Source organism: Pseudonocardia lutea, from assembly GCF_042658055.1.
Taxonomy (GTDB): domain Bacteria; phylum Actinomycetota; class Actinomycetes; order Mycobacteriales; family Pseudonocardiaceae; genus Pseudonocardia; species Pseudonocardia lutea.
On sequence record NZ_JBHSQK010000010.1, the window covers coordinates 35661 to 55679 of the forward strand.

The window sequence follows — 20019 nt, forward strand, 5'->3', positions numbered from 1 at the left end:
GAAGCCGCGCCCGGCCCGTCGCCCCCCTCCGCGGCGGGCCGGGCGCCCCTCACCAGCGGTGCCGCACCCGGTACCGCCACGGACGACCGTCGGGGTCGTAGAGCACCCGGTAGGCGGGCACGGCCCACAGCCGCGTCGGGCGCGAGAGCCGCTCCGGCTCGTGGTGGCGCAGCTGCCCCGGCGGGCGCGGGCCGCGCCGGCCGCCGCGGTGCCACTCGTCGAGCGCCGTCGCGGCCTCCTCCACCGCCCGGACCGCGCCCTCGGGGTCGACGAGGTCGGCGTCGTCGCCGTCGGCCCGGTCCAGGTGCTCCCGGAGCAGCCGCAGGCGCAGCGACCGGGCGAAGCTCCGGGCGCCGTCGCCGAGCCCGCCCGGGTCGGCGGGCTCGCGCTCGTCCCGGGCCTCGTCGAGCACGGCGGCGGTGAGCTCGCTGTCGTGGCTCCACGAGCGGCGGTTGAGGTTGGCACTGCCGACGGCGGCCCAGACGTCGTCGAGCACGGCGACCTTCGCGTGCACGTACACCGGCGTGCCCGCCTCGTTCTCCAGGTCGAACACGTGCACCCGGTCCGCCGCCGCCCGGCGGCACACCTGCAGCGCCTGCAGCCGGCCGACCTGGTTCGGGGGCAGCGCGAGGCGGCCGTCGACGTCCGGGTGCCGCGGCACGACCACCAGCAGGTGCAGGTCCGGGCTGCGGCGCAGCGCGGCGGCGAGCAGCCGGGCGATGTGCGGTGACCACATGTACTGGTCCTGCAGGAACACCAGCCGGCGGGCCCGGCGGAGCGCCTTCGCGTACCCGCGCGCCACCGAGCGCTCGCCCCGCGGCGCGAAGGGGTAGCCGGGCCGGATCGACGGGTAGGTGCGCAGCACCTGGACCGCGGCCGTGCCGACCGGCGCGGGGTCGGCCGGCTGCTCCGGCAACGGGTCGGCGCGCAGGTCGGCGCGGGTGAGCGCGTCGCGGATCCGGGCGAGCGGGTTGTGCGTGTCGAGCGAGTGCGGGTCCTCCCACCGCTCGCGGAACACCCGGTCGAGCAGCCCGACGGCCGGGCCGCGCACCTGGAGCTGGGCGTCGTGCCAGGGCGGGGTGTCGCCGTAGGCGGGGTTGATCGGGAGCGCCTGCCGGTCGCCGGCGTGGTCGGCGTCGTCGCGGCGGGAGTGGCACAGGTCGATCCCGCCGACGAAGGCGACGTCGCGGGCGGGATCGCCGGGCCGGCGCAGCACCACGAGCTTCTGGTGGTGCGATCCCGCCCGCCGCACGCGCTGGTCGAGCAGCACCTCTCCGCCCGCCTCGCGCACCTCGTCCCCCAGCTGCCGGTTCTCCTGCTCGCTGTAGGCCAGCTCGTCGGAGTGCGAGCGCCACATCAGCCCCTTGACGACGACGCCGCGGCGCGCGGCCGCGGCGAACAGCTCGCCGACCGTCGGGCCGGGCTCGCGCAGGCACTCGTCGGCGTCCCCGCGCCAGTCGGTGAAGAAGAGGTGGTCGCCGGAGCGCAGCGCGGACACCTCCTCGACCAGCCGCGGGAAGTACCGCGCCCCGTCGACGAGCGGGACGACCTCGTTTCCGGTGCACCACGCGGGCAGCCGGCAGGCGGGATTGCCGCGTTCTGCGTCGGTCAGGAACCAGTCCTCGTGCCGCATGTCGCCACCTCCGCGTCGGACTCTCGCGGCTCCGCACGGATCCGACAACTCGGGCCGGGTTGTGTAGTGTCGCTGACACTAGTACAGTCGACACTATGACCCAGCGGTCCGGCCTCGCCCTCGCCGTGCTCGCCCTGGCGGCGGAGCGGCCGATGCACCCGTACCGGATGCAGCAGCTGATCCGGGAGCGCGGCAAGGACCAGGTGGTCAACGTCGGGCAGCGGTCGCAGCTGTACAAGACGATCGACCGGCTGGTGCGCGACGGTCTGCTGGTCGAGCAGGCGACCGAGCGGGAGCGGGCCCGGCCGGAGCGGACCGTGTACGCCGCGACCGAGGCCGGGGTGCGCACGGCGGTCGCGTGGACGGTGGAGATGCTCACGGCCCCGCGCCGCGACTTCCCCGAGTTCACCGCGGCGCTGGCCTACCTGCCGTTGATCACCCCGGAGACGGCGCTCGAGGCGCTGGAGGCCCGGCTCGCGAGCCGCCGGGCCGAGCTCGAGCGGCTGCGGGCGGACCTGGCCGGGGCCGGCCACCTGCCCCGGCTGGTGCTGATCGAGGGCGAGTACGCCGTCGCGCTGCTCGAGACGGACGTCCGCTGGGTCACCTCCCTCGTCGACGACCTGCGCAACGGGGCGCTGGCCTGGAACCGGGAGGACCTGCTCGAACTCGCCGAGAAGTTCGAGGACACCTGACCGACGACTCCGGGGGGAGCCATGTCGAGAGCACCGAGGACCATCGTCGTCGGGGCGGGCACCGGGGGGATGTGCCTGGCCCACGGCCTGCGACGAGCGGGCATGGAGGTCGCCGTCTACGAGCGGGACCGCACCCGCACGGGCGGCCTCAACGGCTACCGGGTGGGCATCTCGCCCAACGGTGCCCGGGCGCTGAAGGCCTGCCTGCCACCCGACCTGTTCGACACCTTCGTCGCCACGACGGGCCTGCCGTACACGTACCTCACGATGTACACCGAGCGGTTCCGCGAGCTGCTCGGCATGCGGTTCGACGACCGGCCGCAGAGCGGGGACCGCCCCGAGGACCGCGACCACAACGTCAGCCGGATGACGCTGCGCCAGGTGCTGTTCACCGGCATGGAGGACGTCATCACCTTCGACAAGACCTTCACGCACTACGAGCAGCACCCCGACGGCACCGTCACCGCCCACTTCGCCGACGGCGACTCCGCCACCGGGGACCTCCTCGTCGGCGCGGACGGCGCGAACTCGCGCGTGCGCACGCAGTACCTGCCGCACGCCCGGCACACCGAGACCGGGCTGGTCGCGATCGGCGGCAAGGTCGCGCTCACCGGGGAGAACGCGGACCTGCTGCCCGAGCGGGCGAGCGACGGCATGTCGATGCTGTTCGACCGGCGCGGGCAGTTCGGGATCATCCACGCGATGCGCCTGCCCTGGCGGGACGGGGCCCCGCGCGAGGGGATCGGTGCGAGCGACGCCGCGCTGATCGAGGCCTGGCCGGGCCTGCGCTACGACAACACCACGGACTACCTGTCCTGGGGCCTGTCGACCTCGCGCAGCCTCGCTCCCGCCGACGTCCTGGACCGGCGCGGCGAGGACCTGCACGAGCTGACGCTGTCCCTCACCGGGGACTGGGATCCGCGGTGGCGGGAGCTGGTGGCGACCTCGGACCCCACCGCGGCGCTGGCGTTGAGCATCCGGACCTCGGAGCCGGTGCCGGCCTGGCGCCCGAGCAGCGTGACCCTGGTCGGCGACGCCGTCCACACGATGACGCCCGGACGCGGCGCCGGCGCCAACACCGCGCTGCGGGACGCGCGGGAGCTGCGGGACAGGCTCGTCCGGGTCCGCGACGGCGAGCTGACCCGCGACGAGGCGGTCGGCGGCTACGAGGAGCTGATGCGCCGGTACTCCGCGCTGGCGGTCCGGGAGTCCCTGGAGTTCATGAACGACGACGGCACCGCCCGCCGCCCGGTCGTCGGCCCGCTCAGCGTGCTCGCCCGGCGCACCGCACTGCGGGTGGTCAACCACCTGCCAGCGGCGAAGCGTCGCATGGCCCGAGGCTTCCAGAAGGTCCGGGACTCCGAGCTGGTGTGACGCGGATCGGTGCGCGGAGGGGGGCGGACCCGGCATCATGCGGTGCCGCCCGTCCCTCTCGTCAGGAGCCGCTCCATGTCCGGACCCGCCTGGGCCCGCGTCGACGACCTCGTCGCGGGCACCGCCCGGCTCTTCCCGCGGGCCGAGGCCGAGCTGGTCGCGTGGCGACCGGACGAGGTCCCGGCCGTGCTCGACGAGGTCGAGCGGCGCAGCGCCGCGGGCTGGTGGGCCTTCGGGATGGTGGCCTACGAGGCGGCCGCCGGGCTCGATCCGACGCTCGTGACCCACGAGCCGGTCGAAGGGCTGCCACTGGCCTGGTTCGGACTGACCCGCACGGCGGAGCAGGTGCCGGTCGTGGCGCCGGGCGAGCGGTCCTCCGCCGCCGCGGGGCCCTGGCTCCTGGAGTGGGACGCCGGCCGGCACGGGGCGGCCGTCGCGACGGTGCGGGAGCGGATCGCGGCCGGCGAGACCTACCAGTGCAACCTCACCACCCGGCTCACCGCACCGGTGTCCGGCGATCTCACGCAGCTGTACCGCGATCTCGCACTGGGCCAGCGCGGCGCCCACCACGCGTTCCTCGACCTGGGCCGGTTCGCTGTCGCGAGCGCCAGCCCGGAGCTGTTCTTCGAGCTCCGCGGGGACCGGATCCTCATGCGCCCGATGAAGGGCACCGCCCCGCGCGGCCGCACGACCGCGGAGGACGCCGAGGCGGTGGCCCGGCTGCGCGGCAGCGCCAAGGAGCGCGCCGAGAACGTCATGATCGTCGACCTGGTGCGCAACGACCTGGCGCGCCTCGCCCGGACGGGCACCGTGACGGTGCCGCGCCTGCTCGACGTCGAGCGCTACCCGACCGTGCACCAGCTGACCTCGGACGTCACCGCGCGGCTGCGCCCCGGCGTCGGGCTGACCGGGATCTTCGGCGCGCTGTTCCCGTGCGGCTCGGTCACCGGCGCACCCAAGGCCCGCACCATGCGGCTGATCCGCGAGGTCGAGGCCGGACCCCGCGGCATCTACTGTGGGGCGATCGGCGTCGTGGCCCCCGCCGGACACCCCGTCGGCGCCCGGTTCTCGGTCTCGATCCGGACCGTCGTCGTCGATCGCGAGCGGGGCACGGCGACCTACGGCACCGGCGGCGGCGTCACGTGGAGCTCCGCGCCGGCCGCCGAGTACGCCGAGCTGCGGGCCAAGGCCCGGGTGCTCGACGCGCGGCCGGAGGACTTCCACCTCGTCGAGACCATGCGCCACGAGGCCGGCCGCGGGCTGCGCTCGCTCGACGCGCACCTCGCCCGCGTCGCCGACTCCGCCGCGTACTTCGGCTTCCGGTTCGACGGGGGCGCCGTCCGCGCCGCCCTGGCGAGCGCCTCGCCGGCACCGGGGACGTCCGCGTGCGGCTGCGCTGCCACCGCGACGGCGCGCTCGGCGTCGACGTCGAGGACCTTCCCCCGCCCGCCGACGGCCCGGTCCGCCTGGTCGTGGACCCCCAGCCGGTCGACTCGACGCTCTGCTGGCCGCACCACAAGACCAGCCGTCGCGCGCCCTACTCGGGCCGCCTGGCGCGCCACCCCGGCGCCGACGACGTCCTGCTCGTCAACGAGCGCGGCGAGGTCACCGAGTCCTGCACGGCCAACCTCGCGGTCCGGATCGGGGGAACCTGGTGGACGCCGCCGCTCGGCAGCGGCTGCCTGCCCGGGGTCGAGCGGGGCCTGCTGGTCGCCGCGGGGCGGTTGCGGGAGCGCGCCCTGCGCCCGGGCGACCTGCTCCGCGCCGAGGAGCTCGCGCTGGTCAGCTCCTTGCGCGGGTGGCGGGCCGCCACGCTCGTCCCGTCGGCACGGCCCGCCCCCTCCGCGCGGCTCACCTGATCATTGAGAGCCGAAGCCTCGCCGGGGTGCTCCGGCGAGCCCTGACCTGACGATCGTTCGACCGCCCGCGGCAGCGATCTGACAGCGGCGTGCGGGGCGGTGACAGCGTGCTGCAAGGCCGTGCCCCCAACCTCCTTCCCGGAACCGGAAGCGGAACCGGAAGCGGAGGGAGGGGAACGGGATGTCCACCCGGGTGATCGGAGCGAGACGACCGCGGGGCACGGCCGCGCTCCCGCCGGCGACGGTCGCCGTCCTGGGACTGGGCTCCTTCGCGATCGGGACGGACATGTTCGTCCTCGCGGGGCTGCTCACCCGGACGGCCGCCGACCTCGCGGTCGCGCCCGCCGACGCCGGCGCCGCGCTGGCCGTCTACGCCGGCACCTACGCGCTCGGCGCACCGGTGCTCGGCACGCTGCTCGGGGGGCGGCGGCTCCGGCCGCTGCTGCTCGGCTCGATCGCGGTCGTCGGCGTCGCCGCGGTGGCGACCGCGCTGGCCCCCACCCTCGCCGCGCTGCTGGCGGCCCGGGCGCTCGCCGCGCTCGCGGCGTGCGTCCACGTCCCGGCGGCAGCGGCGGCGGCCCCGGCCGCGGTCCCCGCCGAACGACGGGGCCGGGCGGCGGCGGTGGTCCCGACCGGGTCGTCGCTGGCCATGGTCGTGGGCGCGCCGCTGGGCGTCGTCCTCGCCGGTCCGTCCTCCTGGCGCGCCGCCTTCGCCCTGGTCGCGCTGCTCGCCGCGGCCGCCGCGCTCGGCCTGTGGCGGGCCGGTGCCGGCTCCGCGGACCTGGCCCCCACCACGGCCCGCNTGCCGGCTCCGCGGACCCGGCCGGCACCACGGCCCGCGAGCGGCTCGACCCGCTCCGGTCCCCGGTGCTCGTCGGCGTCCTGGGTGTGTCCGCCCTGCTCATGGCCGCGTCGCAGGCGGTGCACGCCCACGTGGACCTGCTGCTGCCGGGGGCGGCGGGCATGGTCCTCGCGCTGATGGGGATCGGCGGGGTGCTCGGCACGTGGTGCGGCGGGATCGCGGCCGACCGCTGGGGTGGGCGGCAGGTCGTGCCCGGCGTCGCACTGGCGCTGGCCGCGGCTCTCGTCGCCGTCACCGTCGACCTGGGCGCCGCGGGCCTGGTCGCCGCCGCCGTCGCGTGGGGCGCCGCCGGCTGGGCCTGCATCCCCGCCCAGCAGCACCGGCTCGCCGCGCTCGCCGTGGGCCCCGCCCCGGTCGTGTTCGCACTCAACGGCACGGCCGTCCATCTCGGCTTCGCCGCCGGCGCCCTGCTCGGCGGCCTCGCGCTCGGCGCCCCCGGCGGGGGCGTGGGCGCGCTCCGGCTCGTCGCCGCGGCGTGCTGCGGCGCCGGGCTGCTCCTGCACCTGGTGCTCATCCGAAGGGAACGATCATGATCACGACGTCCGACCGCGTGGCCGAGCTGGGCACCGTCCTGGGGATCTGGGCCCATCCCGACGACGAGGCGTACCTGTCCGGCGGCCTCATGGCGCTGGCCCGCGACAACGGCCAGCGGGTGGTGTGCGTGACCGCCTCCCGCGGGGAGCGCGGGACGGCGGATCCCGGGACGTGGCCGCCGGACCGGCTGGCCGAGGAACGCACCGACGAGCTGGCGCACTGCCTGGGGATCCTCGGCGTGCGCGAGCACCGGTTCCTGAACTACCGCGACGGCGAGTGCGCCGCCGCCGACTCGGTCCTCGCGATCGCCCGGCTCGCCGAGATCGTCGACGAGGTCCGTCCGGACACCGTGCTGACCTTCGGCCCGGACGGCATCACCGGCCACTCGGACCACCGGACCGTCTCGGGCTGGGTCGACGCCGCCGTCGAGCTGGCCGCGCCGCCGCACACCCGGCTGCTGCACGCCGCCGTGCCCGTGCGGCACGCCCGGGAGTGGGCCGGGCTCGACGCCGAGCTGGGCGTCTACGAGCCGGGCTACCCGCTGGCCGTCGAACAGGACCGGCTGAGCGTCGACCTGGCGCTGCCGCCCGCGGTCGCCGCACGCAAGGTCCGTGCGCTGGCCGCGCAGGCGACCCAGACCGCCGGTCTGATCGAAGCGCTCGGCCGGGAGCGCTACACGGCCTGGGTGCGCGACGAGTGCTACCTCGAGGCCGAGCGCTCGCCGCTCGTCCCCGGCTGAACCGCCCGCCCGACGGCCTCCCGGGCCAGCCGGAGGATCTCCGTCCGGTCCGGCACCGGGCCGTCGGGCGGGGGGACGGGCCGGACGCCGGCCACCGCGGGCGCGTCCGGGGCCCGGTCCGCGGCGGCGTCGATCAGGTTCGCCGTCCGGTCGTCGCCCAGGGTGCGCAGCAGGTCGGCGAGGTTGCGCAGGGTGGTCCAGAGGTGGGTCCAGTTGCCGGTGCGCGCGAAGCCGTCGACCACCCGGGTGTAGCCGCGCAGGGCCTCGTGCACCCGGCCCGCCCGGGCGAGCACGGCCAGCAGCCCGACGCTGGCCACGCCGACCAGGAACGTGGCGCCCGCCCCCCGGGCCAGGCGCAGCGCCGTGCGGTAGTGGGCCTCCGCGGCGGTGAGGTCGCCGGCGAGACCCTCGATCTCCCCGGCGACGTAGGCCGCCCAGGACCGCATCGACGGCGACACCGCGGCCGCCGTACCCCGCTCGTCGAGCGCGCGGGCCCGGTCGAGGTCACCGCCGTAGGCGGCCGCGAGCGCCGCGATCCCGAGGCACTCCCGGTGCTCGCCGCCGAGCGCGGCGCCGACGAGCGACTGCTCCACCGTCAGCGCGAACTCGCCCCGGGCGAGGGCGACGACGGCCAGGACCATGCGGCAGTACCAGGCGTCGGCGGAGGCGGGGTCCCGCGCCAGCCCGGCGCGGACGAGCCGCTCCGCCGCCGTGGTGTCGCCACGGTGGTAGGCGGCCTCCGCGGCGGCGCCGAGCACGGCGACCGCGCGGGGGTGCGCGGCGAGGGCGGGGTCGGCGGCGAGCTCCTCGGCCCACCCCCGCAGCTCGACCAGGTCGCGGTAGGCGATCGCCTCGTACAGCGCGACCACCATCGACGCGGCGGCGTCGAGGTCCCCGCGCCGGCGGGCCAACCGCCACGCCGCCCGCAGGTTCGCGATCTCGCGGCGCAGGGCCGCGTCCGCGGCGGCCTCGTCCGCGCCGTCGAGCCCCACCCGGATCCGCCCGGTCAGCCCGACGGCCCACCGGACCAGGAGCGCCTCGGCGGCGGGCTCCTCCCCCGCGGCCGCGAGCCGGTCGGCCCCGAAGGCGCGCAGGGTCTCCAGCATCCGGTAGCGCGTGGCGCCGGTGAAGTCGGCGTCGAGCAGCGAGGCGTCGACGAGCCGCGCCAGGACCCCGCCGGGGTCGCCGCCGAGGCCGAGATCCGCGGCCAGCTGCTCGGCCGTGGCGAGGTCCGCCCCGTCGGGGAACAGGGCGAGATGGCGGAACAGGCGCTGCTCGTCCTCCGTGAGCAGCTGGTAGGACCACTCGACGGTCGCGCGCAGGGTGCGGTGTCGCGCGTCGCCGGTGCGGGGGCCACCGAGCAGGTCGAGCGCGCGGTCCAGCCGGGCGTGCAGGTCGGCCAGCGAGAGGCCGGACAACCGGCCCGCGGCGAGCTCGATCGCCAGCGGCAGCCCGTCCAACCGGCGCACGATGTCCGCGACCAGCCGCAGCTCGTCGGGCCCGGGCGCCGGGCCGGGCCGCGCCCGCCGGGCCCGCTCCAGGAACACCGCGACCGACGCCGCCGCGGCCGCGTCGCCGCCGGGTTCCGGGAGCGGCAGCGGGGCCAGCCGGTAGGTGTACTCGGCGGCGAGCCCCAGCGGCTCGCGGCTGGTGGCCAGCACGGCGAGCCGCGGGCAGGCGGCGAGGAGGCCCTCGACGAGGTCGCGCGCACCGGCGAGCAGGTGCTCGCAGTTGTCGACGACGAGCACGCCGGGCCGGTCGCCGAGGAGGGCCAGGCACGCGGCCAGGACGTCGCCGCGCGACACCTCGAGGTCGAGGGCGGCCGCGAGGGCGTGCGGGAGAGTGCCGGGATCGGTCACCGGCGCGAGCAGCACGACCGGTGCCTCGTCGCGCCCGGCGATCTCCAGCGCCACCCGGGTCTTGCCCACCCCGCCCGGGCCCACGACGGTGACCAGCCGCTCCTGCGCGAGCAGCCGGTGCAGGGCGCCGACCTGCTCCTCCCGCCCGATGAGCCGCGTCGCCGGCGCCGGACGGGCGGGCGGGTCCGGTCCGACGGCCCCGGCTGCTCCGCCCGCCACGGCCCGCTCGACCTCGCCGAGCGCGGGCGAGGGGTCGAGGCCCGTCTCGTCGGCCAGCACCCGCCGGAACTCGCGACCCACCCGCAGCGCCTCCGCGGGCCGCCCGCTCGCCGCGAGGGCGCGCATGAGCAGCACCGCGGCCGGCTCCCGCAGCGGATCGGCCGCGTGCGCCGCCGCGGCCAGCCCGACGACGTCGGCGCCGTCGCCCGCCTCGACGGCCCGGGCGACCAGCGCGTCCGTGACCTCCTGGCGCAGCCGCTCCTGGTCGGCGACGGCGACGGCGATCGGCGGCACCTCGGTGAGGTCGGCGAGGACCGGACCGCGCCACAGCGCGTGCGCCCGTCGCAGCAGGGGCAGGGTGGCCGCCGGGTCGGCGGTGACCCGCGCCCGCGCCAGCAGCGCCCGGGCCTCGGCCAGGTCGAGCTCGTCGGTCGCCAGCTCGAGCCGGTACCCGTCCTGCCGGGTCCGCAGCCGCTCGGCGGCCGGCCCCAGCAGCGTGCGCAGCCGCGACACGTGCGTGTGCAGCGCCTGCCGCCCGGAGTCGGGGACGCCGCCGGACCACAGCGCGTCGACCAACCGGTCGACGGGCACGGTCCGGCCCTCCGCGAGCGCGAGGAGCGCGAGCGCGGCCCGGCGCTTGGGGCCCGGGACCTCGACCGGCGCGCCGTCGACAAGCAGGCGCAGCGGCCCCAGCACCTCGACGCGCACCGTGCCGTCCACCCCGCCCATCCCCACCTCCCGGCCGACAGCATGCCCGGGTGAACGCCCCGGGCGGGAGGCCCTGTCAGCGCCGGGACAGCCGGAGCCAGGCCCGTGCAAGCCCGTAGGACGACGGTGGGCCCCGACCGGCAGCGGGCCGGACGCACGGAAGGAGCGGGAGATGGATCAGGACAAGGTCGGCGAGTTCCTCGGGCGTTTCGTCGCCGACATCGGCGCGACGGGCGCGGCGGGCTCGGTGGTGGTCGGGAACCGCCTCGGCCTCTACACCGCCCTCGCCCGCGGCCCCGCGACGCCCGCGGTCCTCGCCGAGCGGAGCGGCTGCGCCGAGCGTCCGCTCACCGAGTGGCTGCGCGGGCAGGCGGCGGGCGGGTACGTCACCTACGACACCACGACCGGCGAGTTCTCCCTGACCGAGGAGCAGGCCTTCTGCCTCGTCGACCCCGACGGGCCGAACGTGTCCGAGGCCTACCGGCTGGTGCTGGGCTACCTGCGGGCCGAGGAGCTGATCGCCGAGAGCTTCCGCACCGGGACCGGGCTGCCCTGGCACGCGCACCACGAGGACGTGTTCACCGGCTGCGCGGCCTTCTACCGGTCCGGGTACGTCGTCGACCTGGTGCCGACCTGGATCCCGGCGCTCGAGGGCGTGCAGGCCAAGCTCGAGACGGGGGCGCGCGTCGCCGACGTCGGGTGCGGGCTCGGCGAGTCCTCGGTGCTGCTGGCGAAGGCCTTCCCGAACAGCACGTTCGTCGGGTCGGACTACCACTCGGCCTCGGTCGACCAGGCGCGCAAGCGGGCCGCGGACGCGGGCGTCGGCGACCGGGTGAGTTTCGAGGTCGCCTCGGCCCAGGGGTTCACCGGCACCGGCTACGACCTGATCGCGATGTTCGACTGCCTGCACGACATGGGGGATCCCGTCGGGGCGGCCCGGCACGTCCGCGAGGCGTTGGCGCCGGACGGGACGTGGATGGTGGTCGAGCCCGCGGCGGGCGACACGGTCGCCGACAACCTCCACCCGGTCGGCCGGCTGTACTACAGCGGCTCGACGTTCCTCTGCGTGCCCACCGCGCTCTCGCAGCCCGGCGGCTACGCCCTCGGCGCGCAGGCGGGCGAGTTCCCGATCCGGCAGATCGCGGCGGAGGCGGGGTTCACCCGGTTCCGCAGGGCCTCGCAGTCGGCGTTCAACGCGGTCTACGAGATCCGACCCTGAGATCCCACCCTGAGATCCTGCCCTAGATCCGGTCCTGACATCCGGACCGGACATCCCGCCCCGAGCTCGTCGACCGGGCGGCGGTCGGACCTCCCGTCCGCCGCCCCGGGGCTGGCACGATCGTCGACCGTGGACACCGCACAGCCGGACACCCCGCAGCGGGACACCCCGCAGCGGGACACTGCGCAACGGGGCACCGGGCAACTGGACACCGGGCAACTGCACACCGGGCAACTGCACACCGCGCCGCTGGACCTCGGGCAGCGCGACGAGCGGGCCGCGCGGGCGCACGGCCTGGTCGAGCGGATGGCCGGCGAGCAGATCGCCGCCGTCGCGCTGACCTTCGTCGACACCGCCGGCATCACCCGCGTGAAGGGTGTGCCCGTCGGTGCGTTCGAGCACGCGGCGGCCTGGGGCGTCGGGGCCACCCCGGTGTTCGACGCCTTCGGCGCCGACGACTCGATCGCCCCGACGACCGTCGCGAACCCGACCGGGGACCTGCGGCTCCTCCCCGACCTGGACCGGCTCGTCGCTCTCGCCGCCCAGCCGGGGTGGGCGTGGGCCCCGGCGGACCGGTGGACCCAGGTGGGCGAGCCGCACCCCGGCTGTGCGCGGCTGCTCGCCGCCCGCACGGTCGACCGCCTCGCCGTGGCCGGGCTCACGGCGAAGGCCGCCTTCGAGGTCGAGTGGGTGGTGTACCGGGCCGGGCCCGGTGAACCGGAACCCGCGGCGACCGGTCCGGCCTACGGCATGACCCGGCTGGTCGAGCTGTCGGACTACGGCTTCGACCTGCTGCGCGCGCTCGCCGCCGAGGGCGTCGACGTCCGGCAGTTCCATCCCGAGTACACGCCGAGCCAGTTCGAGCTGTCTGTCGCCCCGGAGTCGCCCGTCGCGGCCGCCGACACGGCGGTCCTGGTGCGAACCACGATCCGCGGCGTGGCCGCCCGACACGGCCTCGTGGTGTCCTTCGCACCCAGCGTCGCGGACCCGGGCGTCGGCAACGGCGGCCACCTGCACCTCTCGCTCCACCGCGAGGGGCGCAACGTCTTCTCCGGCGGCGACGGCCCGTTCGGGCTCACCGCGGAGGCCGAGGCGTTCACCGCCGGGATCCTGCGCCGGCTGCCGGCGCTGCTGGCCGTGGGTGCCCCGAGCCCCGCCAGCTACCTGCGGCTGCTGCCCTCGCACTGGGCCGGGGCCTACGCCTGCTGGGGCCGGGAGAACCGAGAGGCCGCCGTCCGGCTCGTCACGGGCTCGCACGGCGAGGAGACGAGCGCGGCGAACGTCGAGATCAAGTGCATGGACCAGGCCGCGAACCCGTACCTGCTGGTCGCGGGCGTGCTCGCGGCCGGGCTCGCGGGTCTGGAGGAGGGCGGCACGCTGCCGGAGCCGGTGCACGCGGATCCCGCCGGCCTGTCCGACGACGAGCGGGCCCGGCTCGGGGTGGAACGCCTGCCCACCGACCTCGCCACGGCCGCCGCGGCGTTCGAGGCCGAGCCGGCCCTGACGGCCGCCTTCGGCCCGTCGCTCACCGAGACGCTGCTGGCGGTGCGGCGCGCCGAGGCCGAGGCGAGCGCCGGGAGGACCCCGGCGGAGATCATCGCCGCGACCCGGTGGCGGTGGTGACCTCCTGGGCCGACGGGTTGCGGCTGGTCGACCACCACTGCCACAGCGTGGTGGGCCACGCGCTCGACGCGGCCGGCTTCGGCGCGCTGCTCACCGAGGCCCCGGTTCCCGCGGGCGACCCGTGGGACTCGATGCTCGGGCTGGCGGTGCGCCGCGTGTGCGCCCCGGTGCTGGACCTCCCGCGGCACGCGCCGCCCGCGGACTACCTGGCCCGACGGGCGGAGCTGGGGACGGCGGAGGCGACCCGGCGACTGCTCGCCGCCACCGGCACGGACGCCCTGCTGGTCGACCACGGCCTGCATGCCGGCGAGCTGCTCGGGCTCGCGGAACTGGCCGAGGCCGCGGGCGCGCCGGTCGCCGAGGTGGTCCGACTGGAGGCCGTGGCGGAGGACGTGGCGGCGTCGGGCGTCCGTCCCGACCACTACGCAGTGACCTTCGTCGAGGAGCTCGCCCGGCGCACCCGGACCGCGGTCGCCTGCAAGTCGATCCTCGCCTACCGGTACGGCTTCGACGTCCCGCCGCAGCGGCCCGCGCCGGCCGCGGTCGCGGCGGCGGCGCGGTGCTGGAGGCGCGAGGGCGGCCGGCTCCGCGACCCGGTCCTGCTGCGGCACGCGCTGTGGTGCGGCATCGACCGCGGCCTGCCCCTGCAGCTGCACACCGGGTTCGGCGACCCGGACGAGGACCTGCACCGGGCGAACCCGGTGCTGCTCACCGCCTTCTGCCGGGCCACCGCGGCGACCGGCACGCCGGTCGTGCTGCTGCACTGCTACCCGTACCACCGCGAGGCGGCGTGGCTGGCCCAGGTGTTCCCGCACGTCTGGTTCGACGTCGGGCTGGCCTCCACCTACGTCGGGCACCGGGCGGCGGAGGTGCTCGCCGAGGCGCTGGAGCTCGCCCCGTTCGGCAAGCTCCTCTACTCCTCCGACGCCTTCGCGCTGCCCGAGCTGTACCTGGTCGCCGCGCGCGCCTTTCGCCGGGCGGTCGACCGGGTGCTGGGTGGCTGGGTCGCCGAGGGCGAGGCCGACGGCGACGACGTCCGCCGGATCGCCGCGATGATCGCGGGCGGCAACGCCCGCTCGCTCTACGGGGTGTCCTGACCGGTCAGGGCTGGGTCCGCGGTGCGCACCTCCCTGGGCGCGCGGGCAGCGTGTCCGGGAGTCTCGTGTGCGCGCCGAGCCCCCGGACGCCGTCCGACTCGCACGACCTCACGCGGAAGGTGCTGTCCGCGAGCGGCTCGACGGCATCGTCACTGCGCCTGGCTCGTCGTCCGTGGCGGTCCGGTGCCGACGACCATCGGCTCGATGTGTGCGTACGGGCTCGGTCGCACGCAGTCGAGGAGGGCGCGCACCGTGGGACGGGGCCCGTCGATCTCCAGAAGTCGGCGCTTCTCCGCCTGGGCGAAGGTGAGATGACGGAGGTGGCAGCGGGCCAGGACCTCGCTCGAGGTGCGCAGAACCAGATCCTCGGCGCGGCCGGGGTAGGAGGTGCAGACCTCCGCGCGTGGCGGGCGGACCAGCAGCCAGTAGCGGTTGCCCGGGCGTTCGGCCAGCTCGACGCGCACGACCAGGCCGTGCAGCGGGGCGTGGTCGACGTCGATGAGGCGACTGGTGGCGAACAGGACGTAGGCGGGGTCGGAGTGGTGCGGCTCGAGTTCCAGCCACCGGGCGCCCCACTCGCCCATGGCGTGGACGACCGCGCGCAACTCGCGCCCCCTGTCCGTGAGCGTGTAGCGACACCGGACCCTGCCTCGGGGCGCGACCTCCCTGTCGACGATCTGCTGCTGTTGCAGCAGCTCGAGGCGTTGGGTGAGCAGCGCCCGGCTGATGCCCGGCGCACCGTCGAGCAGCTCACCGTAGGTGCGGCAGCCGGCGAGCAGGTTCCGCACGATGATCAACGTCCAGCGTTCCGCGAGCAGCTCGGCGGCTCGCGCGACCGGACAGTACTGGCCATAGGTGCGCACCTGGGGAGTGTCCGCCCCCGGCTGGGTGCGAACCAGTTCAGTTTCTGGGATTGCCGCAGGCACGGCACGGGCCGACCCTGATCCGCGTCCAGCCGACGAAAGGCGGTCGACGATGACGACTCCCGAGATCGTGACGCGTGACCAGCTGGTGGGCACCGCCGCCGAGCAGAGCCCGGGGATGCAGCGAGGACAGGCGTTCGCCCACGAAGGGGTGTGGTGCGGGTACTCGGTGTTCCCCGGCGGGGCCACGACCGGATGGCATCACCACGGTGACTACGCGACCTACGCCCACATCACCGAGGGCGAGATGCTCATCGAGTTCGGTCCGGCAGGGGCCGACAAGGTCGTGGCGAGGGCCGGCGACGCCGTCTACGTCCCGGGCCACCTCGTGCACCGTGAAACCGTGGCCGACACGGGCGGTGCCGGTTTCGTGGTCCGTACCGGAGGTGAGGGCACGACGGTCCACAACGTCGATGGCCCGGACCCGGCGTCGTAGCCAGATCCGGTCTCCGACGGCCGAGCGAACGGCCTGGGTGCCGCCGCGCCGGACGAGAAGGGTCGGCGGGCTGCTCCTGGACGAGCGTCGCAGTGCGGGCGCGACCCCCCGACACGCTCAACCCGGCGGCACCGGGCCGTCGCGCCGACCTCCTACGCTCTCGCCCACCCCGGACGTGACTCCGACCTCACGGATTGGTCAGCCCAGCCCGAGGACGCGCACGGCGTTGTCCTTGAGGATCAGCGGCCGCACGTCGTCCTTGATCTCGAGGTCCGCGAAGTCGGCCAGCCAGCGGTCCGGGGTGATGACCGGGAAGTCGGACCCGAACAGCACCTTCTCGCGCAGCATCGTGTTCGCCGCCCGCACCAGCTGCGGCGGGAAGTACTTCGGGCGCCACCCGGACAGGTCGATGAACACGTTGGCCTTGTGCGTGGCGATCGAGATGGCCTCGTCCTGCCACGGCACCGACGGGTGGGCCATGACGATCGTGAGCTCGGGGAAGTCCGCGGCGACGTCGTCGAGCAGCATCGGGGCGGAGTAACGCAGCTTGATCCCGTGCCCGCCCGGCAGGCCCGCGCCGATCCCGGTCTGTCCGGTGTGGAACAGCGCGGGCACGCCGGCCTCGGCGATCGCCTCGTAGAGCGGGTAGTACCGCGGGTCGTTCGGCTCGAAGGCCTGCAGCGACGGGTGGAACTTGAACCCCCGCGCACCCCGCTCGACCAGCGCACGGATCCGTGCGACGGCCGCCTTCCCGCGGTGCGGGTCCACCGACCCGAACGGGATCAGCACGTCCGGGAACCCGGCCGCGGCGTCGAGGATCTCCTCGCTCGACAGCGCCGGGTGCCCGGTGCCGGAGGCCGCGTCGACCGTGAACACCACGGCCGCCATGTCCCGCTCGCGGTAGTGCTCCGCGATCGCGGCCACGGTCGGGGTGCGGTCCTGGTCGGCGCGGAAGTACTGCGCCGAGGCGTCCATCAGCTCCTGGCCGAGCGAGAAGCAGCCGTGGCCGTCCTGCTCGACGTGGGTGTGCACGTCGATCGCGACCAGCCGGTCGATGTTCACGGGTCCTCCGGGGGTTCCGCGTCGGTGCGTCGACAGCACAGTATCAAGCTTCCTGAGATCGAGACCAGGCCTCGGCGCGGTGCACACGGGTACGGCAGGCGCCCGGGAGAGCGGTGAGGCCGCTGCGCGGATGCGCCGGAAGGCCGGCGCCCCGCAGGGTGATCACCGGTTGCGACCGAACCCCGTCGAATCCGGCGGCTCTGCGGTCGCAGGCGACGATCATCGTCCGCGCGGGTGCGGAAGGGCCGGTTCGCTGGGCGGGCGGCGCACCTCGCCGGTCGTCCGACGGCCAGGTCGTCCGTCGCCGCCCGCAGCGCCGCGTTGACCACGGCCGAGCCGGTGGTGACGCGGAGCCGATTCATGATCGCCGAGCGGGACCACTGGCGGCCACGCCAGGCCTCGAAGCATCCCGATCGATGATCATGAGCCGGGTCCCGAGCCTCAGCCCCACAGGACGATCGCCGGGCGCCGGGGTGATCCGGCGGCCGGNGTCTGTGTGCCGGGGTCAGTCCCCGGCGACGGGGTCGAACCTCCGCACGTCGGACGGGACCGGAGCGCCGTCCCACGGGGCGGGCGCACCGAGCACGACCCGCACCTCGGTGGTGGTGCCGGGCTCGACCCGCACGCTGCGGACGTCCGGCGCGTAGCCGGCGGCCGTGAGCGTGTAGGTGCCGGCGGGCAGGTCGGCGAAGGCGAACCCGCCGTCGGCGCCCGTGGTGGCCGTGCCGACCACCTCGCCCGCCGGCGAGATCAGCGTGGCGACGGCCTCGGCCACCGTGCGACCGGTCCGCGCGGCGGTGACCGTGCCCCGCAGCTCGGCCCGGACCGGAACCTGCAGGTCCACGGCGGCCGCCTCGCCGTCCGCGAGCCGGACCGTGGTGACCACGGGCTGGTGACCGGCCAGCGCGGCGGTGAGGGTGTAGGTCCCGGCCGGGACGCCCTCGATGTCGTAACCCCCGGCTTCGCCCGCGCGGGCGGCACCGGTGACGTCGCCCCGGGCGTCGATCAGCGTGACGGCCGCGCCCGCGGCCGCCTCGACCTCGCCCCGGCGCACCGTGCCGGTGATCCGGCCGCCGCCCGCGAGGGTGACGTCGTGCCGGGCCGGACGGTCGGCCACGGCCACCATCGACGCCGAGGGCCGCAGCGCCCCCGAGGACACGACCAGCAGGTAGGTGCCGCCGGTGCGCAGGGGGAACTCGTAGCCGCCGTCGGGCGCAGTGGTGGTGCGGGCGACCTGCTCGCCGTCGGCCCCGGTGAGGGTCACGGCGGCGTCGCCGATGCCGCTCCCGCCGACGCCGGTCACGAAGCCGTACACGGCGGGCCCGACAGCGTCCGGGTCCGCGGCGGGACGCGGCCGCGGGTGCGGCGAGGGCCGCAGGGCGGCCCGGGGACGGGCGTGGCGCCCGTGCATCCACCCCGGGTCGACCGGCGTCGGCCCCGCGGACCGGACCACCGGGATCGGCAGGGTGGCGGGCTCGCCGGCCGCCGGAGCGGGCGCCGCGCCGACCGGCGCCGCCGGAGCCGCGGAGGTCGCGGAGATCGCGGAGGCCTCCGGAGCAGCCGGAGCCGTCGGGGTCGCGGCGCTCCCGCCGGACTCGCTCCGCTGCTGCTCGAGACCGCTCTGGGTCCGCAGCGGCACCTCCTTGACGAACACGATCGCGAGCAGCGAGACCACGGCCAGGCACGCGGAGACCAGGAAGATCGTGGCGGTGCCGTCGCCGTAGGCGGCGCGGACGATGTCGGCGACGAAAGCCGGCAGCTGGTTCAGCGAGCCGATCCCGACCTCACCGGTCCCGCCGGCCGGCACCGACACCCCGGCGTCGGCCAGGCCCTCGGTGGTGAGCGTGGAGACCCGGCTGGCGAGGATCGAGCCGAGGACCGAGACGCCGATCGTGCCGCCCAGCGAGCGGAAGAAGGTCACCGTCGAGGAGGCCGCGCCGAGGTCGGTCGGCCGTACGGTGTTCTGCACGGCGAGGACCAGGTTCTGCATGGTCATGCCCATGCCGAGGCCGAGGACGGCCAGGAAGGCGCCGACCAGGACCATGTTCGTGGCGTGGTCGATCGTGGCGAGCAGGCCGAACCCGGCGATCATCAGCACGGCGCCGCCGACCAGGAAGCCCTTCCACTTGCCGAGGCGGGCGATGAGCTGCCCGGACAGCGTGGCCGAGACCGTCGAGCCGATGATCATCGGCAGGGTCAGCAACCCGGAGGCCGTGGGCGAGTAGCCGCGGGCGATCTGGAAGTACTGGCCGAGGAAGACCGCGCTGCCGAACATCGCCACGCCGACCGCGACGCTGGCGACGGTCGCGAGGGTCGTGGTGCGGTCCGCGAACAGGCGCAGCGGCACGATCGGCTCCGCGGCGCGCGACTCCACGAACACCGCCAGCGCCAGCAGCACGACGCCGACCGCGAGCAGCGACCAGGAGGTGCCGGAGGTCCAGGCGAAGTCGTCGCCGGCCAGGGTGACCCAGATGAGCAGGTCGCACACGCCGGCGGCGATGAGCGCCGCACCCAGGTAGTCGATCTTCACGGCGCGCTTGACCACGGGCAGGTTCAGCGTGCGCTGCACGACGACCAGGGCGACGATCGCCACCGGCGCGCCGACCCAGAAGCACCAGCGCCAGCCCAGCGAGCTGTCCACGATCACGCCGCCGATCAGCGGACCGGCCACGGTGGCCAGCGACATCACCGCGGCGATCGGGCCGGTGTAGCGGCCGCGCTCGCGAGGACTGATCATCGCCGCGATCACGATCATGACCAGGGACTGCAGCGCGCCCAGGCCCAGGCCCTGCACCGCGCGCCAGACGATCAGGATGCCGACGGAGTGCGAGAAACCGGCGAGGATCGAGCCGCCGATGTAGAGCACGATCGCGATCTGGACCAGCAGCTTCTTGGAGAACAGGTCCGAGAGCTTGCCCCAGATCGGGGTGCTGGCGGTCGACGAGAGCAGCGTCGCGGTGACGACCCAGGTGTACTGGCTCTGCGAGCCGTGCAGGTCCGTGATGATCGTCGGCAGCGCGTTGGACACGATCGTCGACGACAGCAGCGCCGTGAACAGCGCCAGCAGCATCCCGGTCAGGGCCTGCACGATCTGGCGCTGGGTCATGCCGGCGGCTCCGTCGGGGGCACTCCCCGACCGGGCCCGGGGCGCCGCCTCGGCGTGGGTGATGGACACGGTGT

15 protein-coding genes and 1 pseudogene are annotated in these 20019 nt (G+C 75.8%); 11 read left to right on the top strand and 5 right to left on the bottom strand.

The features are described from left to right. Window positions 1–49: 49 nt before the first annotated feature. Window positions 50–1633: a phospholipase D family protein gene (locus ACFQH9_RS05640; RefSeq protein WP_379564817.1), complete on the bottom strand. Its 1584-nt coding sequence runs from the start codon at window positions 1631–1633 to the stop codon at window positions 50–52. A 95-nt stretch (window positions 1634–1728) separates the two neighbouring features. Here ACFQH9_RS05640 and ACFQH9_RS05645 point away from each other — a divergent pair, with 95 nt between their 5' ends. From ACFQH9_RS05645 to ACFQH9_RS05675, 7 genes and pseudogenes are all read left to right on the top strand, one after another. Continuing rightward, complete coding sequence (locus ACFQH9_RS05645) at window positions 1729–2325, top strand: PadR family transcriptional regulator (RefSeq protein WP_379564818.1); 597 nt, start codon at window positions 1729–1731, stop codon at window positions 2323–2325. A gap of 21 nt (window positions 2326–2346) precedes the next feature. Then, entirely contained in the window at window positions 2347–3699 is a 1353-nt protein-coding gene (locus ACFQH9_RS05650; RefSeq protein ID WP_379564819.1) for an FAD-dependent oxidoreductase, read from the top strand. Window positions 3700–3936: 237 nt separating this feature from the next. Continuing rightward, window positions 3937–4887 (top strand): annotated as a pseudogene (gene pabB / locus ACFQH9_RS05655) (aminodeoxychorismate synthase component I); the annotation flags it as partial. 284 nt (window positions 4888–5171) lie between these two features. After that, window positions 5172–5558, top strand: a complete 387-nt coding sequence (locus ACFQH9_RS05660) for an aminotransferase class IV (protein ID WP_379564949.1) — start codon at window positions 5172–5174, stop codon at window positions 5556–5558. Window positions 5559–5739: 181 nt separating this feature from the next. Then, window positions 5740–6537, top strand: a complete 798-nt coding sequence (locus ACFQH9_RS05665) for an MFS transporter (RefSeq protein ID WP_379564820.1) — start codon at window positions 5740–5742, stop codon at window positions 6535–6537. Then, entirely contained in the window at window positions 6492–6953 is a 462-nt protein-coding gene (locus ACFQH9_RS05670; RefSeq protein ID WP_379564821.1) for a hypothetical protein, read from the top strand. The genes ACFQH9_RS05665 and ACFQH9_RS05670 overlap by 46 nt, the downstream gene beginning before the upstream one ends. Next, on the top strand, window positions 6950–7693 hold the full coding sequence (locus ACFQH9_RS05675) for a PIG-L deacetylase family protein (protein WP_379564822.1): 744 nt from the start codon (window positions 6950–6952) through the stop codon (window positions 7691–7693). Before ACFQH9_RS05670 ends, ACFQH9_RS05675 begins: the two co-directional genes overlap by 4 nt. On the opposite strand, the gene ACFQH9_RS05680 is transcribed toward ACFQH9_RS05675, so the two are convergent. After that, a complete protein-coding gene (locus ACFQH9_RS05680) occupies window positions 7654–10500 on the bottom strand; it encodes an AfsR/SARP family transcriptional regulator (RefSeq protein WP_379564823.1) in 2847 nt (948 codons plus the stop codon). The two genes, ACFQH9_RS05675 and ACFQH9_RS05680, sit on opposite strands and share 40 nt — an antisense overlap. Before the next feature lie 151 nt (window positions 10501–10651). Here ACFQH9_RS05680 and ACFQH9_RS05685 point away from each other — a divergent pair, with 151 nt between their 5' ends. From ACFQH9_RS05685 to ACFQH9_RS05695, 3 genes are all read left to right on the top strand, one after another. Then, complete coding sequence (locus ACFQH9_RS05685) at window positions 10652–11698, top strand: methyltransferase domain-containing protein (RefSeq protein ID WP_379564824.1); 1047 nt, start codon at window positions 10652–10654, stop codon at window positions 11696–11698. A gap of 306 nt (window positions 11699–12004) precedes the next feature. Continuing rightward, complete coding sequence (locus tag ACFQH9_RS05690) at window positions 12005–13321, top strand: type I glutamate--ammonia ligase (protein ID WP_379564950.1); 1317 nt, start codon at window positions 12005–12007, stop codon at window positions 13319–13321. Continuing rightward, complete coding sequence (locus ACFQH9_RS05695) at window positions 13318–14418, top strand: amidohydrolase family protein (RefSeq protein WP_379564825.1); 1101 nt, start codon at window positions 13318–13320, stop codon at window positions 14416–14418. The genes ACFQH9_RS05690 and ACFQH9_RS05695 overlap by 4 nt, the downstream gene beginning before the upstream one ends. Before the next feature lie 149 nt (window positions 14419–14567). Here ACFQH9_RS05695 and ACFQH9_RS05700 read toward each other — a convergent pair whose 3' ends face one another. Then, the gene (locus ACFQH9_RS05700) at window positions 14568–15281 is read right to left on the bottom strand and encodes a winged helix-turn-helix transcriptional regulator (protein WP_379564826.1); all 714 of its coding nucleotides are present in this window, start codon (window positions 15279–15281) and stop codon (window positions 14568–14570) included. 112 nt (window positions 15282–15393) lie between these two features. Between ACFQH9_RS05700 and ACFQH9_RS05705 the strand changes: the two genes are divergently transcribed. Continuing rightward, on the top strand, window positions 15394–15777 hold the full coding sequence (locus ACFQH9_RS05705) for a cupin domain-containing protein (protein WP_379564827.1): 384 nt from the start codon (window positions 15394–15396) through the stop codon (window positions 15775–15777). A gap of 198 nt (window positions 15778–15975) precedes the next feature. Here ACFQH9_RS05705 and couO read toward each other — a convergent pair whose 3' ends face one another. After that, window positions 15976–16839: a 4-hydroxyphenyl-beta-ketoacyl-CoA hydrolase gene (gene couO, locus ACFQH9_RS05710; protein WP_379564828.1), complete on the bottom strand. Its 864-nt coding sequence runs from the start codon at window positions 16837–16839 to the stop codon at window positions 15976–15978. A 505-nt stretch (window positions 16840–17344) separates the two neighbouring features. Next, window positions 17345–19945 carry an MFS transporter gene (locus tag ACFQH9_RS05715; protein ID WP_379564829.1) on the bottom strand — a complete coding sequence of 867 codons (2601 nt, stop codon included), beginning with the start codon at window positions 19943–19945 and terminating at the stop codon, window positions 17345–17347. Window positions 19946–20019 lie beyond the last annotated feature (74 nt).

Coding starts and splice junctions, on each gene's coding strand:
- ACFQH9_RS05645 (WP_379564818.1), top strand. CDS start 1,729: ATGACCCAGCGGTCCGGCCTCGCCCTCGCCGTGCTCGCCCTGGCGGCG.
- ACFQH9_RS05640 (WP_379564817.1), bottom strand. CDS start 1,633: ATGCGGCACGAGGACTGGTTCCTGACCGACGCAGAACGCGGCAATCCC.
- ACFQH9_RS05675 (WP_379564822.1), top strand. CDS start 6,950: ATGATCACGACGTCCGACCGCGTGGCCGAGCTGGGCACCGTCCTGGGG.
- ACFQH9_RS05705 (WP_379564827.1), top strand. CDS start 15,394: ATGACGACTCCCGAGATCGTGACGCGTGACCAGCTGGTGGGCACCGCC.
- ACFQH9_RS05680 (WP_379564823.1), bottom strand. CDS start 10,500: ATGGGCGGGGTGGACGGCACGGTGCGCGTCGAGGTGCTGGGGCCGCTG.
- ACFQH9_RS05690 (WP_379564950.1), top strand. CDS start 12,005: ATGGCCGGCGAGCAGATCGCCGCCGTCGCGCTGACCTTCGTCGACACC.
- ACFQH9_RS05715 (WP_379564829.1), bottom strand. CDS start 19,945: ATGACCCAGCGCCAGATCGTGCAGGCCCTGACCGGGATGCTGCTGGCG.
- ACFQH9_RS05650 (WP_379564819.1), top strand. CDS start 2,347: ATGTCGAGAGCACCGAGGACCATCGTCGTCGGGGCGGGCACCGGGGGG.
- ACFQH9_RS05685 (WP_379564824.1), top strand. CDS start 10,652: ATGGATCAGGACAAGGTCGGCGAGTTCCTCGGGCGTTTCGTCGCCGAC.